28 protein-coding genes are annotated in these 26966 nt (G+C 41.8%); 16 read left to right on the top strand and 12 right to left on the bottom strand.

Going from position 1 to position 26966, the window contains the following annotated elements:
• Positions 1-232 precede the first annotated feature (232 nt).
• From GBI16_RS00395 to urtE, 7 genes are all read left to right on the top strand, one after another.
• A complete protein-coding gene (locus GBI16_RS00395) occupies positions 233-808 on the top strand; it encodes a YqiA/YcfP family alpha/beta fold hydrolase (RefSeq protein ID WP_151706309.1) in 576 nt (191 codons plus the stop codon).
• A 14-nt stretch (positions 809-822) separates the two neighbouring features.
• On the top strand, positions 823-2703 hold the full coding sequence (parE, locus tag GBI16_RS00390) for a DNA topoisomerase IV subunit B (protein ID WP_086210312.1): 1881 nt from the start codon (positions 823-825) through the stop codon (positions 2701-2703).
• A 415-nt stretch (positions 2704-3118) separates the two neighbouring features.
• Complete coding sequence (gene urtA, locus GBI16_RS00385) at positions 3119-4402, top strand: urea ABC transporter substrate-binding protein (RefSeq protein WP_110974597.1); 1284 nt, start codon at positions 3119-3121, stop codon at positions 4400-4402.
• A 95-nt stretch (positions 4403-4497) separates the two neighbouring features.
• Positions 4498-6129: an urea ABC transporter permease subunit UrtB gene (urtB, locus tag GBI16_RS00380; protein WP_151706308.1), complete on the top strand. Its 1632-nt coding sequence runs from the start codon at positions 4498-4500 to the stop codon at positions 6127-6129.
• Between the two features lie 4 nt (positions 6130-6133).
• Complete coding sequence (gene urtC, locus GBI16_RS00375; RefSeq protein ID WP_151706307.1) at positions 6134-7207, top strand: urea ABC transporter permease subunit UrtC; 1074 nt, start codon at positions 6134-6136, stop codon at positions 7205-7207.
• Positions 7204-8022, top strand: coding sequence for an urea ABC transporter ATP-binding protein UrtD (urtD, locus tag GBI16_RS00370; protein ID WP_086210297.1), 819 nt, complete (start codon positions 7204-7206; stop codon positions 8020-8022). The genes urtC and urtD overlap by 4 nt, the downstream gene beginning before the upstream one ends.
• A gap of 10 nt (positions 8023-8032) precedes the next feature.
• The gene (gene urtE, locus GBI16_RS00365; protein WP_086210296.1) at positions 8033-8731 is read left to right on the top strand and encodes an urea ABC transporter ATP-binding subunit UrtE; all 699 of its coding nucleotides are present in this window, start codon (positions 8033-8035) and stop codon (positions 8729-8731) included.
• An 88-nt stretch (positions 8732-8819) separates the two neighbouring features.
• Here urtE and GBI16_RS00360 read toward each other — a convergent pair whose 3' ends face one another.
• From GBI16_RS00360 to alc, 3 genes are all read right to left on the bottom strand, one after another.
• On the bottom strand, positions 8820-9542 hold the full coding sequence (locus GBI16_RS00360; RefSeq protein ID WP_086210295.1) for a hypothetical protein: 723 nt from the start codon (positions 9540-9542) through the stop codon (positions 8820-8822).
• A 68-nt stretch (positions 9543-9610) separates the two neighbouring features.
• Positions 9611-10123, bottom strand: coding sequence for an ureidoglycolate lyase (locus GBI16_RS00355; protein WP_086210294.1), 513 nt, complete (start codon positions 10121-10123; stop codon positions 9611-9613).
• A gap of 109 nt (positions 10124-10232) precedes the next feature.
• Positions 10233-11237 (bottom strand): allantoicase, encoded by a 1005-nt coding sequence (gene alc, locus GBI16_RS00350; RefSeq protein ID WP_151706306.1) that lies wholly within the window; start codon positions 11235-11237, stop codon positions 10233-10235.
• Positions 11238-11449: 212 nt separating this feature from the next.
• Between alc and hpxO the strand changes: the two genes are divergently transcribed.
• Together hpxO and GBI16_RS00340 are read left to right on the top strand one after the other, a co-directional pair.
• Positions 11450-12607 carry an FAD-dependent urate hydroxylase HpxO gene (hpxO, locus tag GBI16_RS00345; protein ID WP_151706305.1) on the top strand — a complete coding sequence of 386 codons (1158 nt, stop codon included), beginning with the start codon at positions 11450-11452 and terminating at the stop codon, positions 12605-12607.
• A gap of 146 nt (positions 12608-12753) precedes the next feature.
• The gene (locus GBI16_RS00340; protein WP_110974604.1) at positions 12754-13260 is read left to right on the top strand and encodes a DUF1877 family protein; all 507 of its coding nucleotides are present in this window, start codon (positions 12754-12756) and stop codon (positions 13258-13260) included.
• On the opposite strand, the gene GBI16_RS00335 is transcribed toward GBI16_RS00340, so the two are convergent.
• The 6 genes from GBI16_RS00335 to puuE form a co-directional block, all read right to left on the bottom strand.
• On the bottom strand, positions 13249-13755 hold the full coding sequence (locus GBI16_RS00335; RefSeq protein ID WP_151706304.1) for a GNAT family N-acetyltransferase: 507 nt from the start codon (positions 13753-13755) through the stop codon (positions 13249-13251). The genes GBI16_RS00340 and GBI16_RS00335 overlap by 12 nt on opposite strands.
• A 96-nt stretch (positions 13756-13851) precedes the next feature.
• Positions 13852-14601: an outer membrane protein OmpK gene (locus GBI16_RS00330; protein ID WP_119063318.1), complete on the bottom strand. Its 750-nt coding sequence runs from the start codon at positions 14599-14601 to the stop codon at positions 13852-13854.
• A gap of 127 nt (positions 14602-14728) precedes the next feature.
• Positions 14729-16087, bottom strand: a complete 1359-nt coding sequence (locus tag GBI16_RS00325; RefSeq protein WP_151706303.1) for a nucleobase:cation symporter-2 family protein — start codon at positions 16085-16087, stop codon at positions 14729-14731.
• Positions 16088-16124: 37 nt separating this feature from the next.
• Complete coding sequence (gene uraH, locus GBI16_RS00320; protein ID WP_086210287.1) at positions 16125-16451, bottom strand: hydroxyisourate hydrolase; 327 nt, start codon at positions 16449-16451, stop codon at positions 16125-16127.
• Entirely contained in the window at positions 16448-16951 is a 504-nt protein-coding gene (uraD, locus tag GBI16_RS00315; protein ID WP_086210286.1) for a 2-oxo-4-hydroxy-4-carboxy-5-ureidoimidazoline decarboxylase, read from the bottom strand. Before uraD ends, uraH begins: the two co-directional genes overlap by 4 nt.
• Positions 16952-17075: 124 nt before the next feature.
• Positions 17076-18044, bottom strand: a complete 969-nt coding sequence (puuE, locus tag GBI16_RS00310; RefSeq protein ID WP_119063315.1) for an allantoinase PuuE — start codon at positions 18042-18044, stop codon at positions 17076-17078.
• Positions 18045-18286: 242 nt separating this feature from the next.
• Here puuE and GBI16_RS00305 point away from each other — a divergent pair, with 242 nt between their 5' ends.
• The 5 genes from GBI16_RS00305 to GBI16_RS00285 all read left to right on the top strand — a co-directional run bounded on the left by GBI16_RS00305 (position 18287) and on the right by GBI16_RS00285 (position 22626).
• Positions 18287-18658 carry an HPF/RaiA family ribosome-associated protein gene (locus tag GBI16_RS00305; RefSeq protein WP_086210284.1) on the top strand — a complete coding sequence of 124 codons (372 nt, stop codon included), beginning with the start codon at positions 18287-18289 and terminating at the stop codon, positions 18656-18658.
• A gap of 138 nt (positions 18659-18796) precedes the next feature.
• On the top strand, positions 18797-19339 hold the full coding sequence (locus GBI16_RS00300) for a hypothetical protein (protein ID WP_086210283.1): 543 nt from the start codon (positions 18797-18799) through the stop codon (positions 19337-19339).
• Positions 19340-19353: 14 nt separating this feature from the next.
• A complete protein-coding gene (locus tag GBI16_RS00295; protein WP_119063314.1) occupies positions 19354-20124 on the top strand; it encodes a transporter in 771 nt (256 codons plus the stop codon).
• An 18-nt stretch (positions 20125-20142) separates the two neighbouring features.
• Positions 20143-21969 carry a protein-disulfide reductase DsbD gene (gene dsbD / locus GBI16_RS00290; RefSeq protein WP_151706302.1) on the top strand — a complete coding sequence of 609 codons (1827 nt, stop codon included), beginning with the start codon at positions 20143-20145 and terminating at the stop codon, positions 21967-21969.
• An 18-nt stretch (positions 21970-21987) separates the two neighbouring features.
• Entirely contained in the window at positions 21988-22626 is a 639-nt protein-coding gene (locus tag GBI16_RS00285; RefSeq protein WP_119063312.1) for a glutathione S-transferase family protein, read from the top strand.
• On the opposite strand, the gene GBI16_RS00280 is transcribed toward GBI16_RS00285, so the two are convergent.
• Complete coding sequence (locus GBI16_RS00280; RefSeq protein ID WP_162900248.1) at positions 22623-23855, bottom strand: GGDEF domain-containing protein; 1233 nt, start codon at positions 23853-23855, stop codon at positions 22623-22625. The two genes, GBI16_RS00285 and GBI16_RS00280, sit on opposite strands and share 4 nt — an antisense overlap.
• Before the next feature lie 229 nt (positions 23856-24084).
• Between GBI16_RS00280 and GBI16_RS00275 the strand changes: the two genes are divergently transcribed.
• Positions 24085-24651, top strand: a complete 567-nt coding sequence (locus tag GBI16_RS00275; protein ID WP_119063311.1) for an FMN-dependent NADH-azoreductase — start codon at positions 24085-24087, stop codon at positions 24649-24651.
• Positions 24652-24727: 76 nt separating this feature from the next.
• Here GBI16_RS00275 and GBI16_RS00270 read toward each other — a convergent pair whose 3' ends face one another.
• Entirely contained in the window at positions 24728-25639 is a 912-nt protein-coding gene (locus GBI16_RS00270) for an alpha/beta hydrolase (RefSeq protein WP_119063310.1), read from the bottom strand.
• Between the two features lie 156 nt (positions 25640-25795).
• Between GBI16_RS00270 and GBI16_RS00265 the strand changes: the two genes are divergently transcribed.
• Positions 25796-26233: a DUF2147 domain-containing protein gene (locus GBI16_RS00265; RefSeq protein ID WP_086210277.1), complete on the top strand. Its 438-nt coding sequence runs from the start codon at positions 25796-25798 to the stop codon at positions 26231-26233.
• Positions 26234-26280: 47 nt separating this feature from the next.
• Here GBI16_RS00265 and GBI16_RS00260 read toward each other — a convergent pair whose 3' ends face one another.
• Entirely contained in the window at positions 26281-26631 is a 351-nt protein-coding gene (locus tag GBI16_RS00260) for a Spx/MgsR family RNA polymerase-binding regulatory protein (protein ID WP_119063309.1), read from the bottom strand.
• Positions 26632-26966 lie beyond the last annotated feature (335 nt).

Genomic DNA, 26966 nt, shown 5'->3' with positions numbered 1-26966 from the left:
TGAGTTTCTGTGTCGGCAGGGACTTTATTTTTTTCAACGATCACGGTATAAATTCTTAGCACTCTAGCTTATCTAATTCATCTCGAATAACTTTTACAATAGCGATGAATGTAAGGTTGATCTTATTTTTTTGTCTGACAATATTCGATACATACAAAAAAAATCAGTCAGTTAAAAGGATCTCCTTTGAGTGCACAATATAAATGATGATGTGGAAGAGTAAATTTACAGCATGAATATAATTTATTTACATGGCTTTCAAAGCAGTTCTTCATCAATAAAAGGTCAATTGCTGAAACACTACTGTGAAGCCCATTCAGGGTGGCAAGTACATTTACCTGACTTGAATATGCCTCCGCATTTGGCCTTGGAAAAATTAACGGCTTTGATTCAAGAGTTGGATCAAGTGGTGCTCGTGGGGAGCAGTTTAGGCGGTTTTTATGCGACACAATTGGTCGCGAAGTTGGCAGTCCCTGCTGTGCTGATTAACCCTGCTATGCAACCATGGCAATTGTTCAGAGATTTATTTGGTGTGGCTCAGTTGCCTTATAAGGTGAATGAACATTGGATGCTGGATGATGCACAGTTGGATTATCTTGAGCAGATCGAACTGCCATTTGTGCAAGATGCAGACAAAATTTTAGTGTTATTGCAACAAGGCGATGAAGTTTTGGATTATCGTGACGCAGAGCGCTATTATAATGGCGCAGCGCTTGTGATTTCGGAAACGAAAGGCAATCATGCGATGGAAGATTTCGCAGACAAAATACCGATGGCATTACAGTTTTTATCGGACTGCTTAAAATAAGGAAACAGTACAACGTGTCTCAATATACGGCCCAATCCCTTGAAGTATTATCTGGTTTAGATCCGGTACGTCGTCGTCCTGGCATGTATACCGATACCACACGCCCAAACCATTTGGCGCAAGAGGTTATTGATAATGCGGTCGATGAGGCACTTGCAGGTCATGCCAATAAAATTACTGTCACCGTTTATAAAGATGGTTCGCTGTCGGTGGAAGACAATGGTCGTGGTATGCCTGTCGATATTCACCCTGAATATGGTCAAAGCGGCATTGAAATCATTCTGACCAAACTGCATGCAGGGGGTAAATTCAGTACTGACAACTATCAGTTCTCAGGTGGTTTGCATGGTGTTGGAATTTCCGTGGTCAATGCGCTATCTAGCCGAGTTGAAGTGGAAGTTCAACGTCAGGGCAATCTTTACCAAATGGCGTTTGAGCAGGGGGAGCCGACTGCGCCCTTGGTGGTATTAGAAGGTAAAGCACCGAAGCGTGCAACAGGGACTTCTGTTCACTTTTGGCCTGAAGCCAAATATTTTGATTCACCGAAATTTGCCCTAAAAGCGTTGAAGCATAATTTAAAAGCCAAAGCCGTTTTGGCTGCAGGTTTACAAATCAATTATGTTGACCAAATCAATGATGAAAAAATTGTTTGGCAGTTTGAGAATGGCCTCGTCGATTATTTGATGGATGAAATAGAAGATCGTGAGATTCTGCCTCATCCAGCCTTTGTGGCTACAGGAGATGCCGAGCGTGCCAGTGCCGAATTTGCCATTTGCTGGAATGTTGATGGCGGTGAGTTGGTTCAAGAAAGTTATGTGAACTTGATTCCAACCGCGCAGGGCGGAACCCACGTGAATGGCCTACGTTCAGGCGTGACCGATGCAATGCGCGAGTTTTGTGAGCTTCGTAGCTTATTGCCAAGAAACATGAAGCTTTCTGCTGAAGATGTTTGGGATGGTGTGAACTATATTTTGTCGCTCAAGTTCCAAGAGCCACAGTTTTCAGGGCAAACCAAAGAACGTTTATCCAGTCGTGAAGCAGCAGGGATTGTCCAAAATATCGCCAAAGATGCTTTTGCACTGTGGTTAAACCAAAACTCCGATATTGCCATGCAGTTAGCGGAAATGGCGATCTCGAAAGCGGGTCGTCGTCTGAAAGCTGCGAAAAAGGTTGAACGTAAGAAGATTGTGGCAGGGCCAACATTACCCGGAAAACTGTCAGACTGTGTTGGACATACCTTAGAAGAGTCTGAACTGTTTATTGTGGAAGGGGATTCTGCGGGGGGGTCAGCTAAACAAGCACGCGATAAAAACTTCCAAGCCATCATGCCGATTCGTGGGAAAATCTTAAATACTTGGGAAGTCTCTTCCGATGAAGTCTTGGCTTCGCAAGAAGTACATAACATTGCGATTGCCATAGGAGTCGATCCGGGGTCGGATGATTTATCTGAACTACGTTATGGCAAGATCTGTATTTTGGCCGATGCTGACTCGGATGGTCTACACATTGCGACGTTGCTGTGTGCTTTGTTTGTGAAGCATTTTCCTGTCTTGGTTGAAGAAGGACATCTGTATGTGGCGATGCCACCGCTGTATCGAATTGATGATGCCAAAGATGTGCACTATGCCTTGGATGATGAAGAGCTGGAAAGCATTTTGAAAAAATGTAAAACCAAGAATCCACAAATTACCCGATTCAAAGGTTTGGGTGAAATGAATGCTAGCCAACTACGGGAAACTACACTGGATCCGAATACACGCCGTTTGGTGCAGTTGGACTTGGATGATAGTCATTTCACCGCAGGTTTATTGGATAAATTGCTGGCTAAAAAACGTTCGAGTGACCGTAAAGAGTGGTTAGAGCAAAAAGGCAATTTGGCAGAGCTAGTGGTTTAAATTTATTATAAGTGCATCAAAAGCCCGCATATTGAACTGCACCCCGAAAGTTGGACACATTTAGTCTAACTTAGAGGGTGCTTTTTTATGGGCATATTTAATCTTCGGGTGCGCCTAATTTGTGCACAAATCTTAAAATAAAAGGGCAATAGTGGGCAAGATGGATTGATTTGGAACAAATGTTGTATACAAGCTTGTATGCATAAAAACAACAAAATGAGGTAAATTTAGGGTGCGTAGTGTGATTTTTTGTTTTATTTAAGATATTGATAAATATTAAAAAATATGTGTTTTAAAGAATGTTGAAACCTTCATTTAGACCTGCTTGGCATAGAAATTGAATTGGCACCTATAGCGCTAATAACAATCATGCATTGAAAAATGCACCCTAAGTTTCAAGTTTGGAGAAAATGAGATGTTCCAACAAAAATTATTAACGAAGACATTCCTTGCAACTGCAATTATGGGGAGTATTGCTTTAACAGGTTGTTCAAAACCTGCAGATAAAGCGAGCACAGCAGCATCTGAACCTGTTGCCACAGCAGCGAGTGGTGACACCATTAAAGTCGGGATTTTACATTCACTTTCAGGCACGATGGCCATTTCTGAAACGTCTTTAAAAGATACGGCATTGATGACCATCAATGAAATCAATGCCAATGGCGGTGTACTCGGTAAGAAATTAGAACCTGTGGTGGTTGATCCTGCATCTGATTGGCCTTTATTTGCAGAAAAAGCACGTCAGCTGATTACCCAAGACAAAGTGGCAGTAATTTTTGGCGCATGGACATCCGTTTCTCGTAAGTCAGTTTTGCCCGTAGTAGAAGAGTTAAATGGTTTACTGTTCTATCCTGTGCAATATGAGGGGCAAGAACAGTCTAAAAACATTTTTTACACGGGCGCTGCGCCAAATCAACAAGCGATTCCTGCAGTGGAATACTTGATGAGTGAGGAAGGTGGCAAAGCTGAGCGTTTTGTTTTATTGGGCACAGACTATGTCTACCCACGTACCACCAATAAAATCTTACGTGCGTTTTTGAAGTCCAAAGGTGTGGCAGATGCTGACATCATGGAAGAGTACACACCCTTCGGTCATAGTAACTATCAAACTATTGTGAGCAATGTGAAGAAATTCGCTGCGGGTAAGAAAACAGCGGTGATTTCAACCATCAATGGCGACTCAAATGTGCCGTTCTACCGTGAATTGGGGAACCAAGGTATCAAAGCCTCTGACATTCCTGTCATGGCCTTCTCCGTGGGTGAAGAAGAACTCCGTGGTATTGATACCAAGCCATTGGTTGGACATTTGGCGGCGTGGAACTACTTCATGTCAGTGAAGAACCCAACCAACACCGAATTTGTCAATAAAATGAAGCAGTATGCAGTGGAATATAAACTGCCGAATGCAGACAAAATCGTGACCAATGATCCGATGGAAGCCACCTATGTGGGGATCAATATGTGGAAGCAAGCTGTTGAAAAAGCAGGAACGACCGATGTTGATAAGGTTCGTGAAGCAATGGCTGGTCAAGAGTTTAAAGCACCTTCTGGCTACACCTTAAAAATGGATGCAGAAAACCATCACTTACATAAACCAGTCATGATTGGTGAGATTCGCGCAGATGGTCAGTTTGATGTGGTCTACAAAACACCGAGTGTGATTAAAGCAGAGCCTTGGAGCCCATACATTCCTAAATAATTGTCTTAAGTACTGAGCCTATAGCTTCGGCTGTGGGCTCTTAAATAAAAACATCCCGATACGGGACTTTTTAAGCAACCTTAAGGGAATATTTTATGAATCCAAAGATTTTTTGTGTCGCGATACTCTGCTCAATGGCACAGCTCATGAGTAACAGTGTTTGGGCTGAAAATACTGAACCCACTTCTGCTACACAAAGTGCATCAGCATCTAATGACGCCATTCAACGTTTTGTTAAAGCAGAATTTGCAGAGCGTCGTGCCATGCTGAGCCAGTGGCCGGGCACGATTGAAGAGTTTGATCGTCTCGTTGCATTTATTGAAAATGATGAGTTATACAAAGACAGTGCAGGCACGACATATATTTTAAAAAATAATGAGAAATTATTGAGTTATCCCGATGAGCAAGTGATTGAAACTTGGCCGGGTGATTTATCTCAAGTGACGTTGGTCAATACTTTACGTAAAGCTTTAAACTTTGGTCAGGCACAAGCAAAATTAAAATCTGAAGACTTTTCTCAACGTTTAGAAGCGATTGATATTTTAGAAAATAACCTGTCTGAATTGAATATTGCACAGATTAATCAGCTCTATTTGAAAGAGCAAAATAACAAAGTCAAACAGCGCTTAGCACAGCTCAAAGCACGTTTAGATTTTGAAAATCCAGATGTGTTGGTACAGATTCAAGCAGCAAAAGTACTCGCTGAGTCAAATCGCCCCGATGTTTTAGCCTTAGTAGAACAAACCCTCACCCAGCCTAATCTGAATTCAGATCTCAAAGCTATTTTGGCGGATGGCAAAAGTCAGATTAAAACTCGCATCCAAGCCAGTGAATGGGCTGGACATGTATTTTCTGGTTTTAGTACGGCCAGCATTTTACTGCTAGCAGCACTCGGTTTAGCCATCACTTATGGCCTGCTTGGTGTGATTAATATGGCACATGGCGAATTGATTATGATTGGGGCTTATACCACCTATGTGGTGCAAAGCCTGTTTAAAACTTACTTAGGCGGTTATGTCGATTGGTATTTAATTGCAGCTATTCCTGCAGCCTTTGTGGTAAGTGCGTTGATTGGCATGTTGATTGAACGGACGGTAATTCGACCGTTATACGGTCGTCAGCTGGAAACGCTGTTGGCGACTTTTGGCGTCAGTCTGATTTTGATGCAATTGGTACGGATGATTTTTGGCGCGCAAAATGTCGAAGTCTCCAATATTTCATGGTTATCGGGCGGTATTGCGCTGAGTCCCAGTTTAATGCTGCCGTATAACCGGATTGCCATTATTGTATTTACGGTTGCGGTGCTACTGCTGTTGGTTTACCTGCTCAATAAAACACGCTTTGGTTTGTTTGTTCGTGCCGTGACGCAAAACCGCCAAATGGCACGAGCTGTAGGCATTCGTTCTAGTCGTATTGACATGATGGCTTTTGGACTGGGTTCAGGCCTAGCTGGTCTGGCAGGCTGTGCCTTAGCGCAAGTAGGTAATGTTGGGCCTGATTTAGGTCAGAATTATATCATTGATGCTTTCTTGGTCGTTGTTGTTGGTGGTGTAGGACAAGTCTGGGGAGCGGTACTGGCAGCACTCGGTTTGGGTATCAGTGGTACGATTCTTGAAATTGGCATGGGCGCTGTTCTTGCGAAAATTATTCTACTGGTTCTTGTGATTTTGTTTATTCAAAAACGTCCACAAGGTTTGTTTGCCATCAAAGGCCGTTTTGTGGAGTAAGCGCATGAAAATCACTTCTTTATTATCTGATAAACCTATCAGTGCAATGGCAATAGCGGCGTGTTTTGCTGTCATGTTATTGCTCCCATGGTTACATTTACTTCCTGCTGATTCGGCATTTTATCTTTCTGCGTATTGGGTCACCCTGATTGGTAAAATCATGTGCTTGGCTTTGGTGGCTTTGGCACTGGACTTGGTTTGGGGCTATGCAGGCATTTTAAGTTTAGGTCATGGCTTGTACTTTGCGCTGGGGGGGTATGCTTTCGGCATGTATCTGATGCGCCAATCTGCAGGGGATGCACTTCCTGACTTTATGCGTTTTTTAAGTTGGACTGAACTGCCATGGTATTGGGTGGGTACCAATCATTTCTTATGGGCTTTGGCCTTGGTGGTGTTGGTTCCTGGTATGGTGGCTTTCATCTTTGGTTTCTTTGCGTTTCGCTCCAAAATTAAAGGCGTGTATTTTTCGATTATTACTCAGGCTATGACTTTTGCGGCGGCACTGTTGTTCTTCCGCAATGAAACAGGCTTTGGTGGAAATAATGGTTTTACAGGCTTTAAAACCATTTTTGGCATGGACATTACCTCAGCATCTATGCGTGCCACACTCTGTTTTCTCACCGCTGTTGTGCTGCTGTTGTGCTTTGTGGGATTGCGTCATCTTATGAATAAACCTTATGGCCGTGTACTGGGAGCAATCCGTGACAGCGAAAATCGCTTACAGTATTTGGGCTACCGCACACTTTGGTACAAGCTATCTGCATGGGTGCTGTCGGCGGTCATTGCAGGTATTGCAGGGGCTTTATACGTTCCCCAAGCAGGTATTATTAACCCAAGTGAAATGAACCCCGTCAATTCGATTGAAATAGCGGTGTGGGTGGCTGCGGGTGGGCGTGGGACTTTGATTGGCCCAATTTTGGGTGCAGGGTTAATTAATGGCGTGAAAACCTATTTCACCGTGGCTTATCCAGAAGCATGGTTATTAATCTTGGGTGCTTTATTTATTGTGGTCACCATTTTCTTACCCAAAGGTGTCATTGGTCTGTTTGACCGTTTTAAAAAGGAGCGTAGCGAATGAGTGAGCTAATACAACCTCATGGTGGCCATGCTTCAGACGGCTATGGACGTCCCAAAGAACAAGGCGCTGACTTTAGCCACGGGATTGCACTGTACTTGGAAAAAGTCAGTGTTTGGTTTGATGCCTTTCGGGCCTTAAATGATCTGTCGCTGTACATCAAAGAAGGGGAGCTACGCTGTATCATTGGACCCAATGGAGCAGGTAAAACCACACTGATGGATGTGATTACAGGCAAAACCCGACCGACCGAAGGCTCAGCTTTTTTTGGGCAAAACTATGATTTGGCCAAGATGAGTACGGAGCAAATTGCAGAAGCAGGCATTGGTCGTAAATTTCAAAAACCAACGGTATTTGAAAATTTTACAGTGATGGAAAACTTGCTACTCGCGGCGCCAAAAGATAAGCGCGTCAAAAAAAGCTTCTTCAGTAAACTGGATCCAGATGCGCAGTTGGCTTTGGATGAGTCTTTGGCGCAAATTCGGCTAGAAGAGTGGGTACATAAACCTGCGGGGCTGTTGTCACATGGACAAAAGCAATGGTTGGAAATCGGCATGTTGCTTATGCAACGTCCTAAGCTGATTTTACTTGATGAACCTGTGGCAGGCATGACTGATGCCGAAACAGAACGCACGGCTGAGCTGTGTTTAGAGTTGAAGAAAAATCACACTTTGGTGGTGGTTGAACATGATATGAGCTTTATCGACACCATCAGTGAAAAAGTGACGGTACTGGCTCAAGGGTCGATTTTAGCTGAAGGCACATTGGCAGAGGTACAGGCCAATGAAGATGTGATTGAGAAATACTTAGGACGTTAAGGAGCCGACCATGTTAGAAGTCAAAGACGTCAATCAGTTTTACGGTGGCAGTCATATTTTAAGAGATGTTTCATTTCAGGCCCCTGTGGGAGAGTGCTCGGTGGTGTTGGGGCGGAATGGTGTTGGAAAAACCACCTTACTGAAATGTCTGATGGGGATTTTACCGATCAAGTCGGGCCAAATTTTACTTGATGGTAAGGACATCTCGAAGATGAATCCTGAACAACGTGTTCGTGCAGGTTTGGCTTACGTGCCACAAGGCCGTGATATTTTTTCGACCCTAACTGTTGAAGAAAATATCCTGATTGGCATGGCCAAGTTTAAGGGGGCTAAAACCCGAAAAGTACCTGAACATTTGTATGAAATATTCCCCGTATTAGATGAAATGAAACATCGTCGTGGTGGAGATTTATCGGGTGGACAGCAGCAGCAATTGGCGATTGCGCGTGCTTTAGCGTCAGAACCGCGGGTGTTAATATTGGATGAACCCACAGAAGGCATTCAACCTTCTATTATCAAAGACATTGGCCGAGTGATTCGTAAACTGGCGGATGGTGGTGAGATGGCGGTGGTTTTGGTTGAGCAGTTTTATGACTTTGCCGAAGAATTGGCTGATACATATACCGTTATGGCCCGTGGGCAAGTGATTGCACAAGGGGCAGGCAGTGAAATGCCTGCAAAAGGTATTCGAGAATTGGTGGCGATTTAAGTCTCGTTATTTTCCCCTCTGTTGAACAAGTGACGAAAAGCCTCCCTGCTAAAGGGGAGGTTAGTACATTGAATGTTAGATATGGATCTTATTCTACTTTTAGAAATACACCGTTTGCTGAAACATTGTGCCCAAAACCACAGCTCATGGTATTGGTTTCGCTGACACGGATGGTATGTCCTATTTTGGGATCGAAGGCAAACTTTAAATTAATTTTACAGTCATCGACCTGATATTGCGCTTGAGTTCGATTGAACGGCATGGTGGTTTCAAACTCACCCATATTGGGTCCATAGATGAGACTGCGTATTCCCATATAAAGACCATTAAATTCAATTTGATATACATGCTTAAGCGGTTTTACCTCAATCTGATTCCACTGCCCAAAGCCTGCATACTGTACATATTTGCCCGCTAGTGTTGCTGATTTTTTAGGCGGTGGTAGTTGCTTTAAATTAAATTGACTAGATTTAGACTTAGCATCATGCAAAAACCACGCTCTAGCCCAAAGCGGTTTTCCCAACTTGCTATAACTTAAACCGACATTGTTGTTGGCAATTTCGACATCACGTTCAGTAAGGGATACACCACTTTCGGGTTGATTCATTAAACAAAAAGAAGACCACGTCGCTTGATACTGAAATTGCTCTAACGCTTTTTGATATTGTTTTTGATCATAAAATTTCTTACCAGCATTGGCAGAGATTTTGACTTTGGCGCAACCTTGGCGAAGTTCTTGTTCAAAGGTCTCATCTGCTGAAGCGAGTGTGCTTACAGTCAAAAGTCCAATCAAGAATGGATACTTGAGCATGATTTGATCCCATTTTCGTTATGCTTTGAATAGAACATAGGGAGCTATTCAAAGTAAAGGGACAATATTTAGGGGTTTCCCGACTCTTCGATAAAGAGAGGTGATGGAAACTGAAAAATATCACAATTATGTCCAGTCCCAATTCGATCAATAACGGCAAAATCACTAGGAGATTCCAGTGTTAAAAGTGGATGGTGCCATGTCCCTATATGATAATTCACACCCTGCGAACCATCTGTAATAAAAGCCTGTAATTTACAAATATCAGGTTGATCCGTATCCAAACTTGGCGCAACCAACACTAGAAATTTTTGACCGTGCATCGGGATGAACGCTTGAGAGCCTTTGGGGTGACGTTCCAACATTGAAATTTCAACAGGAAGTGTAGTGGTCTGGATATTTCGAAAGATACTAATACCAACTTTTGCATGGCCCATAATTTCAGTTTCAGCCAAGGCATGATAGCGCTCAGTGTGTGCATCATTAATATGGAAAAAATCATGCCCTCGGCAGCTAATCACATCACCAAACTCGGCAAAATTTTCATTGCTAATCGGTTGAATCAAAATATGATGGGGCATGGGTTTCTTCCAAATGAAAACTGTATTTTCAAAATTGATGCATATATGAAAATATAGCAGCATAAATCTAAAATAATAATTGAGCTAATCATGTCAATTTGAATATAAATTAGACAATTTTACCCCATAGGCGAATGCGACTAATACCACCGTCGGGAATCATATTGACACGAATATGGGACACTTTGTTCTGTGTTAAAATTTCATTGGCATAACAATGGATATGATCCATTTGCATGGTTTTCGCCTCTAATAAAAAGGGCCAAAACATACTTTGTGGAATCAGTTGTGGGTCGGTAGCATCTTCAATATAAATGGCTTGAACTGAAACTTCAGCTGGGTAATTGCCTTTAAAATGTGCAGTGTCAATTTCAATTTTTTCAATAGAGCCTGCTTGCCCCAAGGCTAAAATACACCAGTCAAAACCAGGTGCCCGACGACGTTTAGTTTCCCAGCCATCGCCCATATTGATCCCTCTACCAGGATTAATTAAATTACGGGGATGTCCAAAATGGGCATCACTATATGCAATGACGCGTCCTCCATTTTCCAATGCCAACAGATCTAATATTTGATTGTGGTCGGTAATTTGGGTTTGCACATCACCATAAACACGAAGACGCGCGATGCCACCATCAGGATAAATGTTTAAACGAATATGGGTATACACCATTTCAGTTTTAACCTCAAAAATATGGTGCTGGCTAGGTCCCAATATACTGTTTGGTAAAATTTGGTGCCATTCCACATCTTCAAAGTTACCCTTTGGTGCATAACAGGCTTCAATAGCCGCGGAAGCAGGATAATTGCCAGTAAAGAATGTCGTGTCGATATCAAAAGCTTTAATTTTTCCTGCGACTCCAAGTTTGACTATGGCCCAGTCGTAACCTGCATGGCGCTTACGCCGTGTTTCCCAACCATCCATCCATTTTCCGTGATCGTCAAATTTCTCCTCCACAAAAACTGGAGCGTTAAATTGCAACATGCGTTTGGCTTCAGCAAAAAAATCATCCGAGCATTCAATCACTTCAGCCCCAATACGCAGATCTGCCAGATTGGTCAATTGTTGTATATTCGTAGGAAGCTCAAAGCTAGGTGCAAATAAGGTTGCCATGAAATAGGTCCGTGTTTAGGGTCATCAATAGGTGATTTTTCGTTTTAAAAATAAAGAAATTTATCTGCCAATTTTACGAAAATGAAATTACTTTCTTTCCTTTATATAGCACAGCTTATGCCAACTTTTGATGGACATAAATGAAGGGCTCAAAGATGGCATGGTTTTCGCTTTTTCAATCTGAATGATACAAATTTGAAAATGAGGAACAGATGGAAATTGCAATTATTGGTGCAGGGATGGGTGGTTTAACGACAGGAATCGCATTGAAGAAATTTGGGCATCGAGTCACCATTTATGAGCAAACAGAGCATATTTTACCTGTAGGTGCAGCCATTTCATTGTGGTCAAATGGTGTGAAGTGCCTGAATTATTTGGGCTTAACCCACCAAGTCGCACGCCTAGGTGGGCAGATGGACCATTTGGCTTATGTTGATGGTTTAACGGGGGATGTCATGACCCAGTTCAGCTTGTATCCTTTGATTGAAGAGGTTGGACAGCGACCGTATCCTGTTTCGCGTGCCGAACTACAAAACATGTTGATGGATGAATTTGGGCGTCAGGATATCAAGCTCGGTAAAAAAATGCTGTCTTTAGCAGAGCACAATGATATGGTCACAGTTCGCTTTGCAGATGGAACAGAAATCCAAACAGAATTATTGGTTGGAGCAGATGGAACTCACTCTTTGACTCGAGCGTATGTTCTTGGTGATCAAGTTCAACGCCGTTACGCTGGTTACGTCAACTGGAATGGTTTAGTTGAAATATCTAGTGATTTAGCACCAGCAGATCAATGGACGACATTTGTTGGCGAAGGGAAGCGTGCTTCACTTATGCCAGTTTCTGACAATCGCTTCTATTTCTTTTTTGATGTGCCTCTACCAGTTGGTTTGGAAAATGATCGAAATCAATATAAAAAAAAGTTGAAAGAGTATTTTCAAAATTGGTGTGCGCCTGTGCAAAGCCTCATTGATGCAATGAATGAACAACAGACTAATCGTGTCGAAATTCATGATATTGAGCCATTTATTGACTTCTATAAAGGTCGTGTGGTGATCGTCGGAGATGCAGCACATAGTACAACGCCTGATATTGGGCAAGGCGGTTGTCAGGCGATGGAGGATGCCATTTATTTGGCACGCGCACTACAAATTAATACTTTGGGCTTACAAGACTCGTTACGTCGTTATCAAAATAAACGCAACGAACGCACAGGAGAAATGGTGCTACGCGCACGTAAACGTTGTGATGTGACCCATATGAAAGATGAAAGTGTAACCCAGGCATGGTATGAGGACTTACGTACTGAGCAAGGCCCTCATATCATGAAGGGAATTATTAGTAATATTGTGGGTAATCCGCTGGATTAGGAGATATTTTTTGTGGCGTATTTAAGCTCGGAGTAAAGGACCACTGTCCTTTGCGTTTTTGTGAAAATTACTCATACAAATTGATTGAGCAGTTGGATTTCAGACGCGTTAAGCTAATGGAAAGTAACAACAATAAGAGCAGCCATATGGACACATTATTATTAAGTATTCAACCCAATGCTTTAGAAATGCTGATTTTAGAGTCGACTGCTGTGCAAGATGTATTGGATTCGCAACAGCTTGAATCACGTCTACTTTTAGGCTCAAACTGGAAGATCTTACAAACGTTGTTGCAGGGGAGTTTTAAGTCTGGAACTTCCTTACTGGCTTTGAGTGTACAAGCTGAACATCATTTATCGGAACGTCAGAAACAACTCACAGAGGTGCGCTATAACACGGCAGTTCGTGTAGTTGAAGTCGAAGAAGCATTAGGGAAACTCGATATTGATGACTTTAAAAAGCATATGCAAACTACTTGTTTAAAGCGCCTAGAGCAGGAACATGGGATTCGGACTGAGTCGATAGAACTGCAATTTGCGGAGTTGAGCTTGCTGTTTGCTCAACTCAAAAATTTTTATGAACAAGCAGCAAAGCATAATTACGCTGTGATCAGTGTAACCAGTGACAATTTAACGCCAATCTCACTGATTTAACATCAATTGCATCAGTACTAGATCACGCCATTGGCCAAATTTTTGTCCCACTTGTGGCATATAGCCTGTTTGTACGAAGCCGAATTTTTCGTGTAATGCAATTGATGCAAGATTGGCATGGTCAATTCCTGCAACCATGACATGCATTTGTTGCATTTTTGCTTGTTCAATCAAATAGGCTAAAAGTTGTTTACCTAAACCCTGACGTGCATAGTTGGGTGAAATATAAATAGAATGCTCAACGGTAAAACGATAGCCTGAAAAATTACGGAAAGTGGCATAGTCTGCAAATCCTGCAATCACCTTTTTCTCTTGGTCTTCCATTACACAAAATGGAAATTGCTGATTTTTAAAGTGTTGTAACTGTTTTTGAAAATGCGCTAAATCATATGCATGTTCATTCCACGTTGCCATACCATGTAGAACTTCAGCATTGTAAATATTTTGAATGGCAGGCAGATCGTGTTCAGTAGCAGGACGGATGTTAAAAGACATGGAAGGCTGAGTCGTTGTATTGGAGCTTTATCATGCTGCTTTTACATAAAAAAAAGCAAGACAGAAGTCTTGCTTTTGGATATTCACAAAAGTGAATTAGAAGTGGTATTTGATTAATGCACTAACGTCATTTTGGTCTAAACCTTTGATGCCGTATTTGTTGTTCCATACAGAGTGTTCAACACCCACATAAAGACGTGTATCTGGAGAAATGTGTTTACCAACATTCCATTTCCATTGTGTTGTCCAGTTTAATTCACTTGCATGACCTGCATTTTCACCTGTTGACCAGTCAAGGAAGCCATCAACAAGGAAATCTTCAGAACCTAATTTCACTGGAATACCATAGACAGCAGTCATTTGGTAGTCATCAGTTGTTCCTTTCTCATTATCCGCTTTATAGAAGTTCAACTGTGCATATTGGAAATAAGGAATAGCAAGATCAAAACCAATACCATAGAGGTAGTTGTTGAAGTCTGCACCTGAGTAGTTCGAGCTATTTGCTTCCCATGTTCCCGCAATTAAAATATCTTTAATTGGACCAGCTTCTAGTTTAGTTCCTGTAACAGCACTTAAGCTTAGGCGAGGCGAAAGCTCGAAATATGTGCTGTTTTCGAAATCATTGTGAGCACGGTCAGCGAAGCCGAAAAAGTCACCATATTTCAATTTAGCTGTATATTCGACAGTAGCCGTTGTTTGCTGGTTATTGTCATCCATATTTACAGGATGCGCATAGTTTTCACCGTATAAAGCAGTGAGGCTAAAGTCTTGCCAGATCGGCGCAGCTTGAGAAATTGCCGCAGCAGAAGATAATGCTACGAAAGCAGCAATTTGAGTCAGTTTCATGAATATTCCCCAAAAAATCGGATACAAGGATACCGATTATTAAGCAAAAATAAAGCCAAATTTGACGAACGTGATGGAGATGGATCATAAAAAAAGGTTATTTATTACACTTTTTTTACCAAATGGTTTAGTGGTGGGCTTCCTGAAGTATTTTATTTTTAGTGACAGACTTTCTTTTTGAAGAAGGAAGATGATTGAATAATAAATTTAATAATATCGCCATGATACAGGTCGAACTGATCCCAGAATGGAACAGGGTTTGCACCCATTTGGGGAAGTTTATAAAGAAAGAATAATCTATGATTGGAATCATGCCTGCTGCAATTGAAGTTGCAACAATAATTAGATTTTTTTGCTCATTATAGTCAACTTTAGCCAATGTTCGGATGCCACTAGCAGCTACTGTTCCAAATAAAACTAAACCTGCCCCACCTAAAACTGGGAATGGAATAGCCGCAATCAAGCGCCCCATAATCGGCAATAACCCCAAGATCACTAAAATGCCACCACCTGCAGCCACTACAAATCGGCTTTTAATTCCTGTAATGGCAACCAGACCGACGTTTTGCGCAAAAGCACTTTGCATAAAGGAACCTAAAATGGGTGCTGCCGCACTCGATAGCATATCTGCACGTAAACCTGCTGCAATGCGCTCAGCATCAACCTTCGTTCCAACAATTTCACCTACTGCAATAATGTCGGCAGTGGTTTCCGTCATAATGACTAAAGTCACAATCAGCATTGAAAGAATTGCGGTGAATTCAAAAACAGGAAGCCCAAAAGCAAAAACACTCGGGGCTTGAATCCAAGCACCATTGGTGATGTGGCTAAAGTCACCAAAACCTAGAATATAGGCAATGCATGTACCTAAAATGATTGATACTAGAATTGACAACCGGCGCATGGTCGGGCTTTGAAGCATATTCAGTCCAATCACGATTGCTAAAGTTAGGAGAGCCAAACTGATATTTTCAATACTTCCCCAGTTCGGCGCCGTTTTATTGCCACCCATCATCCAACGGACAGCGACAGGCAGGAGGGATAAACCAATGATGGTGATGACGGAACCTGTGACGACAGGGGGAAAAAAGCGAATAATTTTGGAAAAATAAGGGGCTAAGAAAAAGCCAATCAATGATGCAACGATGACTGCACCATAAACTGCGGGCAGCCCTCCACCTGTAGTGACAATCGCCACCATGGTAGCGACCCCTGCAAAAGAAACGCCTTGCACCAAAGGAAGTTGCGCCCCAATGTACTTCACCCCTATGGTTTGTAAAATAGTGGCTAAACCGCCGACAAACAACGCCGCAGCAATGAGTAAACCAATCTGTGTCGCGTTTAAGCCTGCTGCAGTACCAATAATCAGTGGGGGTGCAACAATTCCACCATACATAGTGAGTACATGTTGCAAACCGTAAGCCACACTTTTAGTCGCCCCCAAATACTCATGTTCTGGAGAGAGGCTTTTATTGAGTTTTGTCATGTTGTTTTTCCCCATATTCTGTTGGTTTGTGTTGTGCTTAGCTTCCACGGTAAGTGGAATAAGCAAAAGGGCTGATCAGCAGAGGAATGTGATAGTGTTGCTCGGTATTTTGGATATAAAAATGAATCACAGCTTTGGGGAAAAATGTTTCAAGGCCTTGTTTTTCGAAATAATCCTTTGTATTGAACTCAAGTGCATACTCTCCAGAAATGAGTGCTTCTAAGCCAAAATCTGCTGCTTGAATACGACCATCTATATTGGTTTGTGCACAAGCCAATAATTCGCCAACATGATTGAATAATTTCACATCGACCTGAGTTGCAGGTTGACCTAAAGCAGTATCTAAAATATGGGTGCTGATCATGCGGTAAGCTCCTGTGTAAGGCGAAGGATAGCAATTTCAGATAACTGCTGTTTGACGATGCGTTGTTCCGTTTCAGGGTCGTTTTTTAGTCGATAGTTCAGTGCCGTTAAAATATCATTCACATTTAAACCTGACGCCTTGATTAAGAAGATGTAGCCATATTTTTTTTCATAAGCGATGTTGGCGGTGAGCAATGCCTGTTGAGTCTCTTTATTGGTTTGGAGTTGGGCCTGTTCACGTTCTGAAAAAGCTTGTTCGGTTGGGCTAAGTTCAGTTTTGGCTCGCTTCTCTCCAATCCTTGGATGCATATCTAGAGCAGATTGAACCTCGTCCCATGTCCATGTCTGGCTAAGTTGAGCTGCGTAATCAAGTACCTTTTGTATAGATGAAAAGGGGCGGGCTGCAATAATGGCTTGCCCCCAACTTTGAATAGGCACGCAGTGTTTTAATCGGTTTTCGAGTTCGGCAGGGGGGGATTGATTAAATTCGTTCAGATGCACTATTTTGACCTGATGTTTAAAAAGAATAGCTAAAACTTTGCAATATCAGTGCCAAATACAGACAAATTTACACCCCAAAATAGCTAAATAAACGCCCAAAAGAGGCTCCTATTTACATGATGCTTCACATATTGGGGGCATGATGTTGATACCAATGTTCAGCAATCTCTGAGCGACGACAGATCCAAACTTTTTCATGGCTCTGAACGTAATCGAGAAAGCGTTGTAAGGCTTTAAAGCGACCCGGACGACCGAGAAGACGGCAGTGCATACCAATCGACATCATTTTCGGACTGCTTTCACCTTCGTTATACAACACATCAAAACTGTCCTTTAAATATTGGAAAAAATGTTCTCCTGTACTAAAGCCACCTGCGGAACTGAACTTCATATCATTGCATTCAAGTGTATAGGGAATAATCAGATGCGGACGTGTGGTGCCATCGGTTTGCGTTAATGTGGTCCAAAACGGTAAATCGTCGCCATAGTAGTCCGAGTCATATTGAATCTGTGGAAACGCTGCGAGCAATTGACGTGTATTGGGGCTGTCTCGGCCCGTATACCAGCCGATGGGAGTTTGACCCAATAATGTTTCAAGTACGCTCAAGGCCTGATCCATATGTTGATACTCGGTTTCAATATCGACATTTTGATAGTGCAACCAACGTTGTCCATGAGAGACCACATCGTATTGGGCTTGTTTGATTGCTTCGACAATAGGTGGATTACGTGCCAGTGCCATACCTACCCCAAAGATGGTCATCGGGAGTCCACGTTTTTGAAACTCCGCATGGATGCGCCAAAAACCTGCTCGTGAGCCATATTCATACATGGAATCCATGGAGCGATGCTGAGCAGGAAAACTCGCTGCACCGACCAACTCAGATAGGAACTGCTCAGAACCAGCATCACCATGCTCAACATGGTTTTCAGCCCCTTCTTCATAGTTCAAAACAAACTGTAGTGCAATGCGTGCTTGATTGGGCCAGTGAGCGTGTGGTGGGGTTCCTGCATAGCCAATTAGGTCACGTGAATAGGCAGAAGTTTGAATAGAATCAATGAGTTCTTGGCCACGTAAGTAAGTGCTTGTCACAATAAGTATCCTTTTCATATTTTTTTTAAAATATCACTTGCATAATTTTGAGTTAGGCCCGATATTCAAAGTAGAAGGACACAGATCTGCAGACTCAAAAGTGTTCATCATTCAATCAGGGGAGGTTGCTTTCCAATAGAAATTGAAGATGGTCGTATGCTGTTAAAACAGTAAGCTACAAGTGTGCCAAGATAAAAAAGTTTTGCACAGAAAAGAGTCAAATAAAGAGAGGATGTTATTTTATGAACATAGAAATCCGTACAGATAAAAACATTCAAAATAGTGACCGTTTAATTAGTTATGTACGTGCAGAGCTCAATCAAGAATTCCAACGTCACAGTGAACGTATTACCCATTTTTCAGTGCATCTGAGTGATGCCAATAGCCATAAAGGCGGAGATGACGACATTCAATGTATGATTGAAGCTCGTCCTGCAGGTTTAAAACCCGTGGTTGTAAATCATAAAGGTCATAATGTCGATACGGCGATTCATGGTGCGATTGATCGCCTCAAACGTAGCCTAGAACATACCTTTGAAAGGAATGATAAACCACGTGCTGGGCAACCTGTTTATGCAGATCAGGATGATGGCCTAGAGGATGAGGAAGAATAAACCTCACGGAATTTTAAAAAGCCCCAGATTTGGGGCTTTTTTCATGTTTGGCACTCACTTTTATCCAACATTACGGATAACAAATGTTCCGTTTATTCGGCATAATAGAATAAAACTGAATTGAAGAGCGTCCTCTCCATGTTAACCGCGCAACAACAAGCTTTCGTGCAAGCACTTGAAGAATTAGATCTTCAGCAAGTTCAACGTTTATTAGCAGATGGATTAAATCCAAATTTTATTGACTCTGAAAAAGGACCTGTGATTTCAGTTTGGTCAGATGGCTTATTTAAATGGTGGGAAGCAATTTGCGAAGCGTATGAAGCGGGTACACCTTTATCAGAACAAGAAAAGCAAGATAGCCTAGCGGTACATTTAGAGATTTTAGAACAGTTAATTCAAGCAAAAGCGAATTTACATTTGTGGGATACAGAGGAAATTTATGGCCCACTTTGGGATGCTGCAAGTGCTGCATGTGCGCCCGCAGTCAAACGCTTATTGGATGAGAAAGTCGATCCAAACACCAAAGATGAAGATGGTTTGACTATTTTATCTTCGATTAGCGATTTGTTCTTTGATTGTGAATTTGATGAAATTAACTGGGCCGAAGCATTAGCTGAAGAAAAGCAAACTTTAGAGTTGCTTCGTCAGCACGGTGCAAAAATGTCAAAAGAATTAGCCTAAACAGCGAGAAAATCATGATGAAATTAAAACATTTGGGTTTATGTGTCACAGCTGGATTCAGTATGAATGCGATGGCTGCAGATTTTTCCTTTGACCGCCCTGGCTCGGGTATGGGCACTGGCATTACGCCTGTGGGTCAGTTGGCATGGGAGCAGGGCTTAGCCAATGCAAATTATGTTGAGTCCACCACTGCCGATGGGGAAAAAGTAAAAACCACCAACTTAAATGCAGATATGTTGTTCCGCACAGGTCTAGCAAAAAACATCGAATTACAATTGGGTTGGGCAGGTCCGTCGTGGCAGCAAGTGAAAGTGGCGGGTAACAAGTCTGAAACAGATGGTTTGGGTGATGTCAGTGTGGGTGTAAAAGCGGCTATTCCACTGGATGATGAACGTTTGAGTATGGCCGTATTAGCTGAAGCGGTTATTGCTACAGGCAATGATGGTTTCACCAATGAAGATGATATTTATAGCCTGACTTCTGCTGTGTCTTATGATTATAGCGATCTTGTGACAACATCTATCACCATGCGTTATGAAGTTCAAAATAGTGATTGGGCAATTTCTGCAATTCCGACACTCGAGTACCAATTTACCGATAAACTCAGTGGCTTCTCTGAATTGGTTTACCGTAAAGCAGAAAGCCAAGACAATGAATATGCGCTGGGTACAGGTTTAATGTATGCGGTCAATCAGCGGATGCAACTGGATGCAAGTGTTGGCGTTGACTTAGATGGTTCAGATAAAAGCTATTACTCAGCCCTTGGCATTTCATACTTATTTTAATTAGAAAAAGAAAACATTATGGAAAAGCATCTTCATCTGGAACAGGGGAAGAACGGAAGAACGTGGTATCTGGTGCTATCAGTATTGATTATCAATCTGTGTATTTGGGCCAGTATTCTAAACGTTCATGCAGAAACTCCACTGCTTTCAGCCAAGGATGCGTTTCCATTTACAGTGGAGTCCACAACTGAGCATAGCGCTCAGCTGCATTGGGATATCCCTGAACACTATTATATCTATCAGCACAAATTTGAAGTGAAACAGGCAGGACAGGTGCTTAAGTTAGAGCTACCTCCAGCCCATGATTTATATGATGAAAATTATGGGCATACCCAAGTTTATTATCAACACGTACAATTTGATTTAAATACACAAGCTTCGCAAACCTATCAGGTGACTTGGCAGGGTTGTGCCAAAGATCGTATTTGCTATCCACCGCAAACCATTGAATTTAAAACTGATGTTAATGGCTTGATCAGCCTGCAAGATCAGGCCAGTGGTTCAAAACGGCTGTTAGATTTGGCAGCACAGTCGAATACTCAAGCGCAGTCCTTAGAGACAAATGTGACATCTGAACAAGTAACATTAAGCGCTGATGATTCCGCAGCCCAAGACCAAATGTGGTCAGAGGAATTGGCTAAGAGCTCGTTGGCTTATGGCTTATTGCTGTTCTTTGGGCTCGGCATCCTACTCGCGTTTACACCGTGTTCTTTACCCATGTTACCGATTTTAACTTCTCTCATTATACGAGACAGTAAAGGTCTTAAAGCATGGATGATTGCTTTGGTCTTTGTCTGCAGCATGGCGATGGTTTATGCCATTTTGGGGTTGGTTGCATCCTCCGCAGGTTTGAATTTTCAGCGTTGGTTGCAGCAGCCTTCAACCCTCATTGCCTTTAGCCTGCTTTTTGTCTTATTCGCGTTAAATTTATTTGGACTATTTGAGCTTAAACTGCCTCAAGTGCTGGTCAATAAACTTGATCATATTCAGTCCATGCAAAAAGGGGGCAGTCTGCTCAGTGCGGGAATCATGGGTATGATTTCTGCCTTGTTGGTTGGCCCTTGTATGACAGCCCCTTTGGCTGGTGCTTTATTGTTCATTTCACAAACGCAAAGCCAGTGGCAAGGTGCAGTTTTATTGTTCACTTTAGGCTTTGGGATGGGAACGCCACTTCTGCTTGCCAGTATATTGGGGGCTAAAATCTTGCCACGTGCAGGGTTATGGATGAATCAAATTCGGGTGTTATTTGCTTTTATTATGTTGGCTTTGGCGCTGTATTTTATTCGCCCAATGCTTTCTGAGACATGGATGCAACTGCTAAGTTTAGTCCTAGGCTTAAGCTTTATTGGTTATGTGTTATATCGTTTAATGTGGAATAAAACCCAGTTACGTGTGTTATATATCGTGGCGTTGCTGATTGGCGGGTCTTATATTAGCTATAGCCAATATCAACAGAGTCAACGTTTTTTTGAGTCAACAGTGACAGACTCTGCGCATTGGCATGTCGCAAGTACGGCGGCAGAGTTTCAGCAGTTATTAGCACAAGCACCGAAAGGCCAAAAAATCGTGATTGATGTCTATGCGGATTGGTGTATTGCCTGTCAGCCGATTGAACACCGTATTTTAAAATCTGCCACAGTACAACAGGCACTTGCGCCGTATTATTTAATTAAACTGGATTTGAGTCATTATGATGCAACCCATCAAGTGCTGTTAAACCAGTGGGATATTTTAGGGCCACCCACCTATTTATTTTTAGATGCCTCACAACAAGAAATTCGCGGTTTACGTTTAACAGGTGCATTTACTGAGGCTGAACTTTTAGCTCAATTACAACGTTTTTAAACCTGAGGGAGAAGGGTGATGCAACGTTTATATATTGCCAATAAAAACTCCTCCAGTTGGTCAATGCGAGCGTGGTTGGTTTTAACCGCATTTAACATCGACTTTGAAGAGGTACTTGTTCGCTTTGATGCGACAAACCCCAGTTTTAAAGAGCAACTATCCCATATTCATGCCAATGCTCAAGTACCTGTTTTAGATGTAGGAGAATTTAGAATTTGGGACTCTTTAGCGATTTGTGAATATTTGGCTGAGCAACATCCAGACTTAGCACTTTGGCCAAGAGCTAAAGCCTTAAGAGCGCAAGCACGAAGCATCAGTGGTGAAATGCACAGTAGTTTTATGGCACTGCGTGAATTGTGCCCAATGAATCTTCAGATGCAATACAGCACAGCCGAAGGTCAAGCACTTTGGAAGAAGCATGCGGCATTAAGAGCAGATGTTGCGCGGATTGAACACATTTGGGCTAAACGTGCAGACGCGCATGCTTTTTTATTTGGCAATTTCTGTATAGCCGATGCCTTTTATGCACCTGTGGTGATGCGTCTCAAGAGTTATGCATTGCCCGTATCTGAGCAAAGCCAGCAGTATATGCAACAGATAATCAAGCATCCTGCTGTCAGTGCTTGGATCCATTCTGGATTAGAAGAAGCTGTCTAATGACGTGGAATATGAGGGTTATCACGACATTTGGACTCGTATTCAATTTCAGAAGCACCGATTTCAAAATAGCATTTAATTTGATTCCGTCCTCCGGCTTTCGCTGCATAAAGTGCTTTGTCAGCTTGGTTTAATAATTGTTGGGGTTTTAATTTATGTGCAGATAGGGCAATACCGAAACTGGCGGTGATACGAATTGAACGTCCATCTTCATTTTCAATAACCAAAGATTCAATGGCTGCCCGACAACGTTCTGCAATACGGCGCGCACGATGTTGCGAAGAACGCTTTAAGATTAATATAAACTCTTCGCCACCATAGCGACCTACGATATCCTGTTCACGTAAATGCTCACTCAATTTTTGACCGACTGCAATTAAAACTGCATCTCCCATATGGTGTCCGAACTGATCATTGATATTTTTAAACAGATCGAGATCTAGTAGCACAATTGCATAAGGAGAATGTTTCTCATGACCTAAGTTTTCTAAGTTTTGGCTAATACTGCGTCGGTTAAGCGTGTTGGTGAGGGGATCAATCTGACTTAAACTTTGGATCTGTTGTTCACGATGACGCCACTGGCTAAGTAAAATTTCAAATAAAATTAAGCAAGTGATTAAGATCGGAGTAATGAAATACAACATCGAAAATAACCAGAAGCCATTAAGAAAAAGCTTCCCATCAATGATAAAAAGAGGGGAGTAAGGGACAACGTCAATAAAACTCAGATATCCTGAAAAAACTAAAAAACTCGTGGCAGGAATTAGCATCATATAAATAATTTTGCGTTTAAACAGCACTAAACCCAGCGTCAGTAAACAAATGTAGGCAATCATGGTCATTGGGCTTAAAACCCCAACAAAATAGCTGTCTTGGCAAAGTGAAATCACAAAGATACCGATGGCGACATAAGGTAAAAAGCGTTGCACCCATGCGCGATCCTGTAAAGCATAGCAGGGGTAAATCAGCCCTAAGAGCACCAAACAAAAAATAGAATTCAGCACAAATTGAATGCGAACAAACTCGATATTGACCACCTGCCAGTATTGAGGGTTCATTAGAATAAACGTATCCCAGCCTAGCCAAGCAATATGGATGGTACAGGCTAAAATAAGCATCAGAATACATTTTTTCAATGTACTCCAATTCATAATGACTTCCTCTTCAAGTAGATAGCGAGAAAGTTTATTTTTCGTTAATTTTTTAGAGGCAACGGCTAGTGAATTCATTCAATATTCTTATCCTTTTATTTTCGTATTATTTTTTAATTTAAATATCATTATCATTAATTTTAAAATTGAAATACAAGATAGCACCTAAAATCATAGTAAAAACATCCCTACAAAAAGGGAAAAGTGTTCTATTTTTGAAACATAGTGTTTTACTGAAGTGCATTATTCTGGTAGGGCAATTCTTTTAATATGCTCCTATTAAAGAAAGATTAGTCTGGAATATCCCATGAAAGTTTTACACATTGATTCAAGTATTATGTCTGATGCTTCTGTGTCTCGTCAGTTAAGCCAAGCCATTGTGTCGCAACTTATAGAAAAGCATCCTCAAGCCCAAGTTGAGTATTTGGATTTGGCGACACAACCAATTCCACATTTGGATGCGGAAATCTTGATGGGGCAAAATGCAGAGCAATCGGCTTTAGGTGAACGCATTATTCAACAGTACCTCGATGCAGATGTCGTGGTGATTGGCGCAGCAATGTATAACTTCGGGATTACTTCAACATTAAAAGCATGGATTGACCGCATTAGTGTTGCTGGTCGTACTTTTAAATATACAGAAAATGGTCCTGTAGGTTTGGCTGGTGACAAAAAAGCATATATCGCCAGTAGTCGTGGTGGTGTTTATGGCGACAACAGCCCTGTTGATTTCCAAGAAGGTTTTTTGAAAACAGTGTTTAACTTTACTGGTGTGACAGATGTTGAAATCATTCGTGCAGAGGGTGTGAATATGGGGCCAGAGTTGAAAGATCAAGCCATTACAGCGGCATTGGCACAGGTAAAAACCATCTAATCACAATAAAAAGCAGTTTCATGATTCCTCACTCGGTCAGCCTTAGGCTGACCTTTTTTTCTTGAACTAATGATATCTAGTCTTGGTCGAGTGATTGAGCAAAAGTGGCAATATCGTCCAAGGCCATTTTGGCTTCGGGAAACCATGCATTAAACATTTGGAAGTTATGCCACATGCCCGTGTAGAGTTTAAAGGTCACGTCCACACCGGCTTTTGTTGCTTTATCTCTAAACCGTTGTGCATCATCTAACAGAATTTCTTTTGAACCGACTTGCACGAGAGTCGGAGGCAGATCGGATAAATCATCAAATAATGGAGAGACAAGTGGGTCAGCAGAATCAATTTGCTTGGGTAGATAGTACTCGATGCCTGTTTCAAGGGCTTCAATGGATAACAGCGCATCTAACTGGCGGTTATAGCGAATAGATTCACTGGTTAAACTTAAGTCCAAGAAAGGCGAGAGTAGAATGAGTCCACTAACCTGTGAGAGTTGTTCATCGCGAATACGCAGTGCTAAAGCCAATGCTAGATTTGCACCACAAGAATCGCCAGATAAAATAATGTCTTTGGCTTGTATCCCTTGTGCTAATAAAACTTGGTATACATCTAATAGTGCATCAATGGCCTCAGGATAAGGATGCTCAGGTGACAAAGGATAATCCAGATGGATCACCTGCATGTGCGTGCTTGCAGCAAGGTCTGAGACAAATGCGCGGTGGGTATTCATTGAACCTAAAAAGAAAGCCCCGCCATGAATGTGCAAAATGAGCTGAGTGGCCTCGGTTTCAGCTTTCAGTTCTTCCGCACGCAAGCCTGCAAGACGCAGAGGGCGGATTTGAACGGATTTATTGAGTGGGAATGCACGACACATTTGTTCAATGAGAAAACGCTGACTACTGGGAGAGAGGCTAAATCGACTCGGGGTTCGAATCGTGGTTTTTAAAAACTGCTCTGTAATAATTTGTTTCCATGGATCGGCAATCTTCATAGTTATTCCATTTTATTATTTGTTTTACCTTGAGTTTGTGTATTTACCAACATAATTTACAAGGTTACACTAATTAGTCACATTGAAAAATTGAAAAATTGTTGTGACTTTTTAATAATGATAGTCGTCTATACTAGACTAGGGAAATGACAAAAAATGAAAAAAATTGCACTTGCATTAAGCGTACTGGGATTGGCCGCTCTAACTCACGCAGCAGATCCACTTAATGGCACAGTTTGGAAAACGATTGATGACAAAACGAAGCAACCGCGTGCGGTTGTGAAATTCACTGAGCAGAAAAATGGAACTTTAACTGGCAGTATTCAAAGCATTTTGACACCTGGTGAAGAAAATGCATGTACGAAATGTGAAGGTCCGTATAAAAACAAATCATTGAAAGGTTTGACAATCGTACATGGTCTAAAAAATGTCGGTGGTACAAAATACGATGATGGTAAAATTTTGGATCCGAAAAATGGTAAAACTTACAGCTTAAAAGGTGAGTTAACTTCGGGGGGTAAAAAGCTTGAACTCCGTGGTTATCTTGGCGTTGCTGCTTTAGGTCGTAACCAAACATGGATTCGTGTGAATTAATATATAGTCTAAAAAAGCCGAGCAATTGCTCGGCTTTTTTGTTTTTGTTATGCCTTTAAGGCGCGAATCGCATCTTCATCGAAACCCACAACGAAACCATTTGCTGTCGCAATGAAAGGGCGCTTAATCAGGCTGTGGTGAGTGGTGAGTGCATCAATCAACCCTTGCTCTGAAGCTAAAGCGGTCTGTTGTTCTGCTTCGGTCAGTTTACGCCAAGTGGTGCCTTTTTTATTCAGAACGAGATCAGCACCTAGTTGATCCAGCCATGTTTTTACGGTTATAGCATCAATCCCTTGCTTTTTATAATCATGAAATTCATAGGCCAAACCTAATTCACTCAGTAGGTCGAATGCTTTCTTCATCGAGTTACAATTTTTAATGCCATAAACCTTCAACATGGGAAACCCTTTTGCTTTTAATCTGGGTTTAGAGTAGCTGAAAAAAGAGGATGGCTCTAGTGCCGTGTTTTAATCTGAAAACGTCATGTGTTTGTCATAAAAGGTATTTAAAATAGAAATCAAGAAGAAGAGAATTGTTAAAATGCTAATCTAAGAATAATAATTAAAAAAGAAGAGACTAAAAAAGAGAAAACCCGCATTTAATCATCCTGATCATGCGGGTCTCATTACAACGTCCATTGTCACATCCTTGAGAGCAAACTAAAACTATAGCTTGTTCAATTTCATCCTACGGCTTCCTGTCCTTGTGCTGTCATCCTGACATCGTCCCTTTG

Origin of the sequence: Acinetobacter sp. TUM15064 (assembly GCF_008980265.1) — a bacterium.
GTDB lineage: Bacteria > Pseudomonadota > Gammaproteobacteria > Pseudomonadales > Moraxellaceae > Acinetobacter.
The sequence above is the reverse complement of the archived record's forward strand: the minus strand, read 5'-3'. Positions and strand labels throughout refer to the sequence as shown.

What these genes read in the sequence shown, in the direction of transcription:
- dsbD (WP_151706302.1), top strand. Translation starts at nt 20,143, where the DNA reads ATGGAAAAGCATCTTCATCTGGAACAGGGGAAGAACGGAAGAACGTGG.
- urtC (WP_151706307.1), top strand. Translation starts at nt 6,134, where the DNA reads ATGAAAATCACTTCTTTATTATCTGATAAACCTATCAGTGCAATGGCA.
- GBI16_RS00275 (WP_119063311.1), top strand. Translation starts at nt 24,085, where the DNA reads ATGAAAGTTTTACACATTGATTCAAGTATTATGTCTGATGCTTCTGTG.
- GBI16_RS00355 (WP_086210294.1), bottom strand. Translation starts at nt 10,123, where the DNA reads ATGCCCCATCATATTTTGATTCAACCGATTAGCAATGAAAATTTTGCC.
- urtE (WP_086210296.1), top strand. Translation starts at nt 8,033, where the DNA reads ATGTTAGAAGTCAAAGACGTCAATCAGTTTTACGGTGGCAGTCATATT.
- urtB (WP_151706308.1), top strand. Translation starts at nt 4,498, where the DNA reads ATGAATCCAAAGATTTTTTGTGTCGCGATACTCTGCTCAATGGCACAG.
- GBI16_RS00280 (WP_162900248.1), bottom strand. Translation starts at nt 23,855, where the DNA reads ATGAATTCACTAGCCGTTGCCTCTAAAAAATTAACGAAAAATAAACTT.
- GBI16_RS00330 (WP_119063318.1), bottom strand. Translation starts at nt 14,601, where the DNA reads ATGAAACTGACTCAAATTGCTGCTTTCGTAGCATTATCTTCTGCTGCG.
- GBI16_RS00260 (WP_119063309.1), bottom strand. Translation starts at nt 26,631, where the DNA reads ATGTTGAAGGTTTATGGCATTAAAAATTGTAACTCGATGAAGAAAGCA.
- GBI16_RS00325 (WP_151706303.1), bottom strand. Translation starts at nt 16,087, where the DNA reads ATGACAAAACTCAATAAAAGCCTCTCTCCAGAACATGAGTATTTGGGG.
- GBI16_RS00340 (WP_110974604.1), top strand. Translation starts at nt 12,754, where the DNA reads ATGGACACATTATTATTAAGTATTCAACCCAATGCTTTAGAAATGCTG.
- GBI16_RS00360 (WP_086210295.1), bottom strand. Translation starts at nt 9,542, where the DNA reads ATGCTCAAGTATCCATTCTTGATTGGACTTTTGACTGTAAGCACACTC.
- urtA (WP_110974597.1), top strand. Translation starts at nt 3,119, where the DNA reads ATGTTCCAACAAAAATTATTAACGAAGACATTCCTTGCAACTGCAATT.
- GBI16_RS00300 (WP_086210283.1), top strand. Translation starts at nt 18,797, where the DNA reads ATGTTAACCGCGCAACAACAAGCTTTCGTGCAAGCACTTGAAGAATTA.
- GBI16_RS00335 (WP_151706304.1), bottom strand. Translation starts at nt 13,755, where the DNA reads ATGTCTTTTAACATCCGTCCTGCTACTGAACACGATCTGCCTGCCATT.
- GBI16_RS00285 (WP_119063312.1), top strand. Translation starts at nt 21,988, where the DNA reads ATGCAACGTTTATATATTGCCAATAAAAACTCCTCCAGTTGGTCAATG.
- GBI16_RS00270 (WP_119063310.1), bottom strand. Translation starts at nt 25,639, where the DNA reads ATGAAGATTGCCGATCCATGGAAACAAATTATTACAGAGCAGTTTTTA.
- uraH (WP_086210287.1), bottom strand. Translation starts at nt 16,451, where the DNA reads ATGATCAGCACCCATATTTTAGATACTGCTTTAGGTCAACCTGCAACT.
- alc (WP_151706306.1), bottom strand. Translation starts at nt 11,237, where the DNA reads ATGGCAACCTTATTTGCACCTAGCTTTGAGCTTCCTACGAATATACAA.
- GBI16_RS00395 (WP_151706309.1), top strand. Translation starts at nt 233, where the DNA reads ATGAATATAATTTATTTACATGGCTTTCAAAGCAGTTCTTCATCAATA.
- GBI16_RS00305 (WP_086210284.1), top strand. Translation starts at nt 18,287, where the DNA reads ATGAACATAGAAATCCGTACAGATAAAAACATTCAAAATAGTGACCGT.
- GBI16_RS00295 (WP_119063314.1), top strand. Translation starts at nt 19,354, where the DNA reads ATGATGAAATTAAAACATTTGGGTTTATGTGTCACAGCTGGATTCAGT.
- urtD (WP_086210297.1), top strand. Translation starts at nt 7,204, where the DNA reads ATGAGTGAGCTAATACAACCTCATGGTGGCCATGCTTCAGACGGCTAT.
- GBI16_RS00265 (WP_086210277.1), top strand. Translation starts at nt 25,796, where the DNA reads ATGAAAAAAATTGCACTTGCATTAAGCGTACTGGGATTGGCCGCTCTA.
- hpxO (WP_151706305.1), top strand. Translation starts at nt 11,450, where the DNA reads ATGGAAATTGCAATTATTGGTGCAGGGATGGGTGGTTTAACGACAGGA.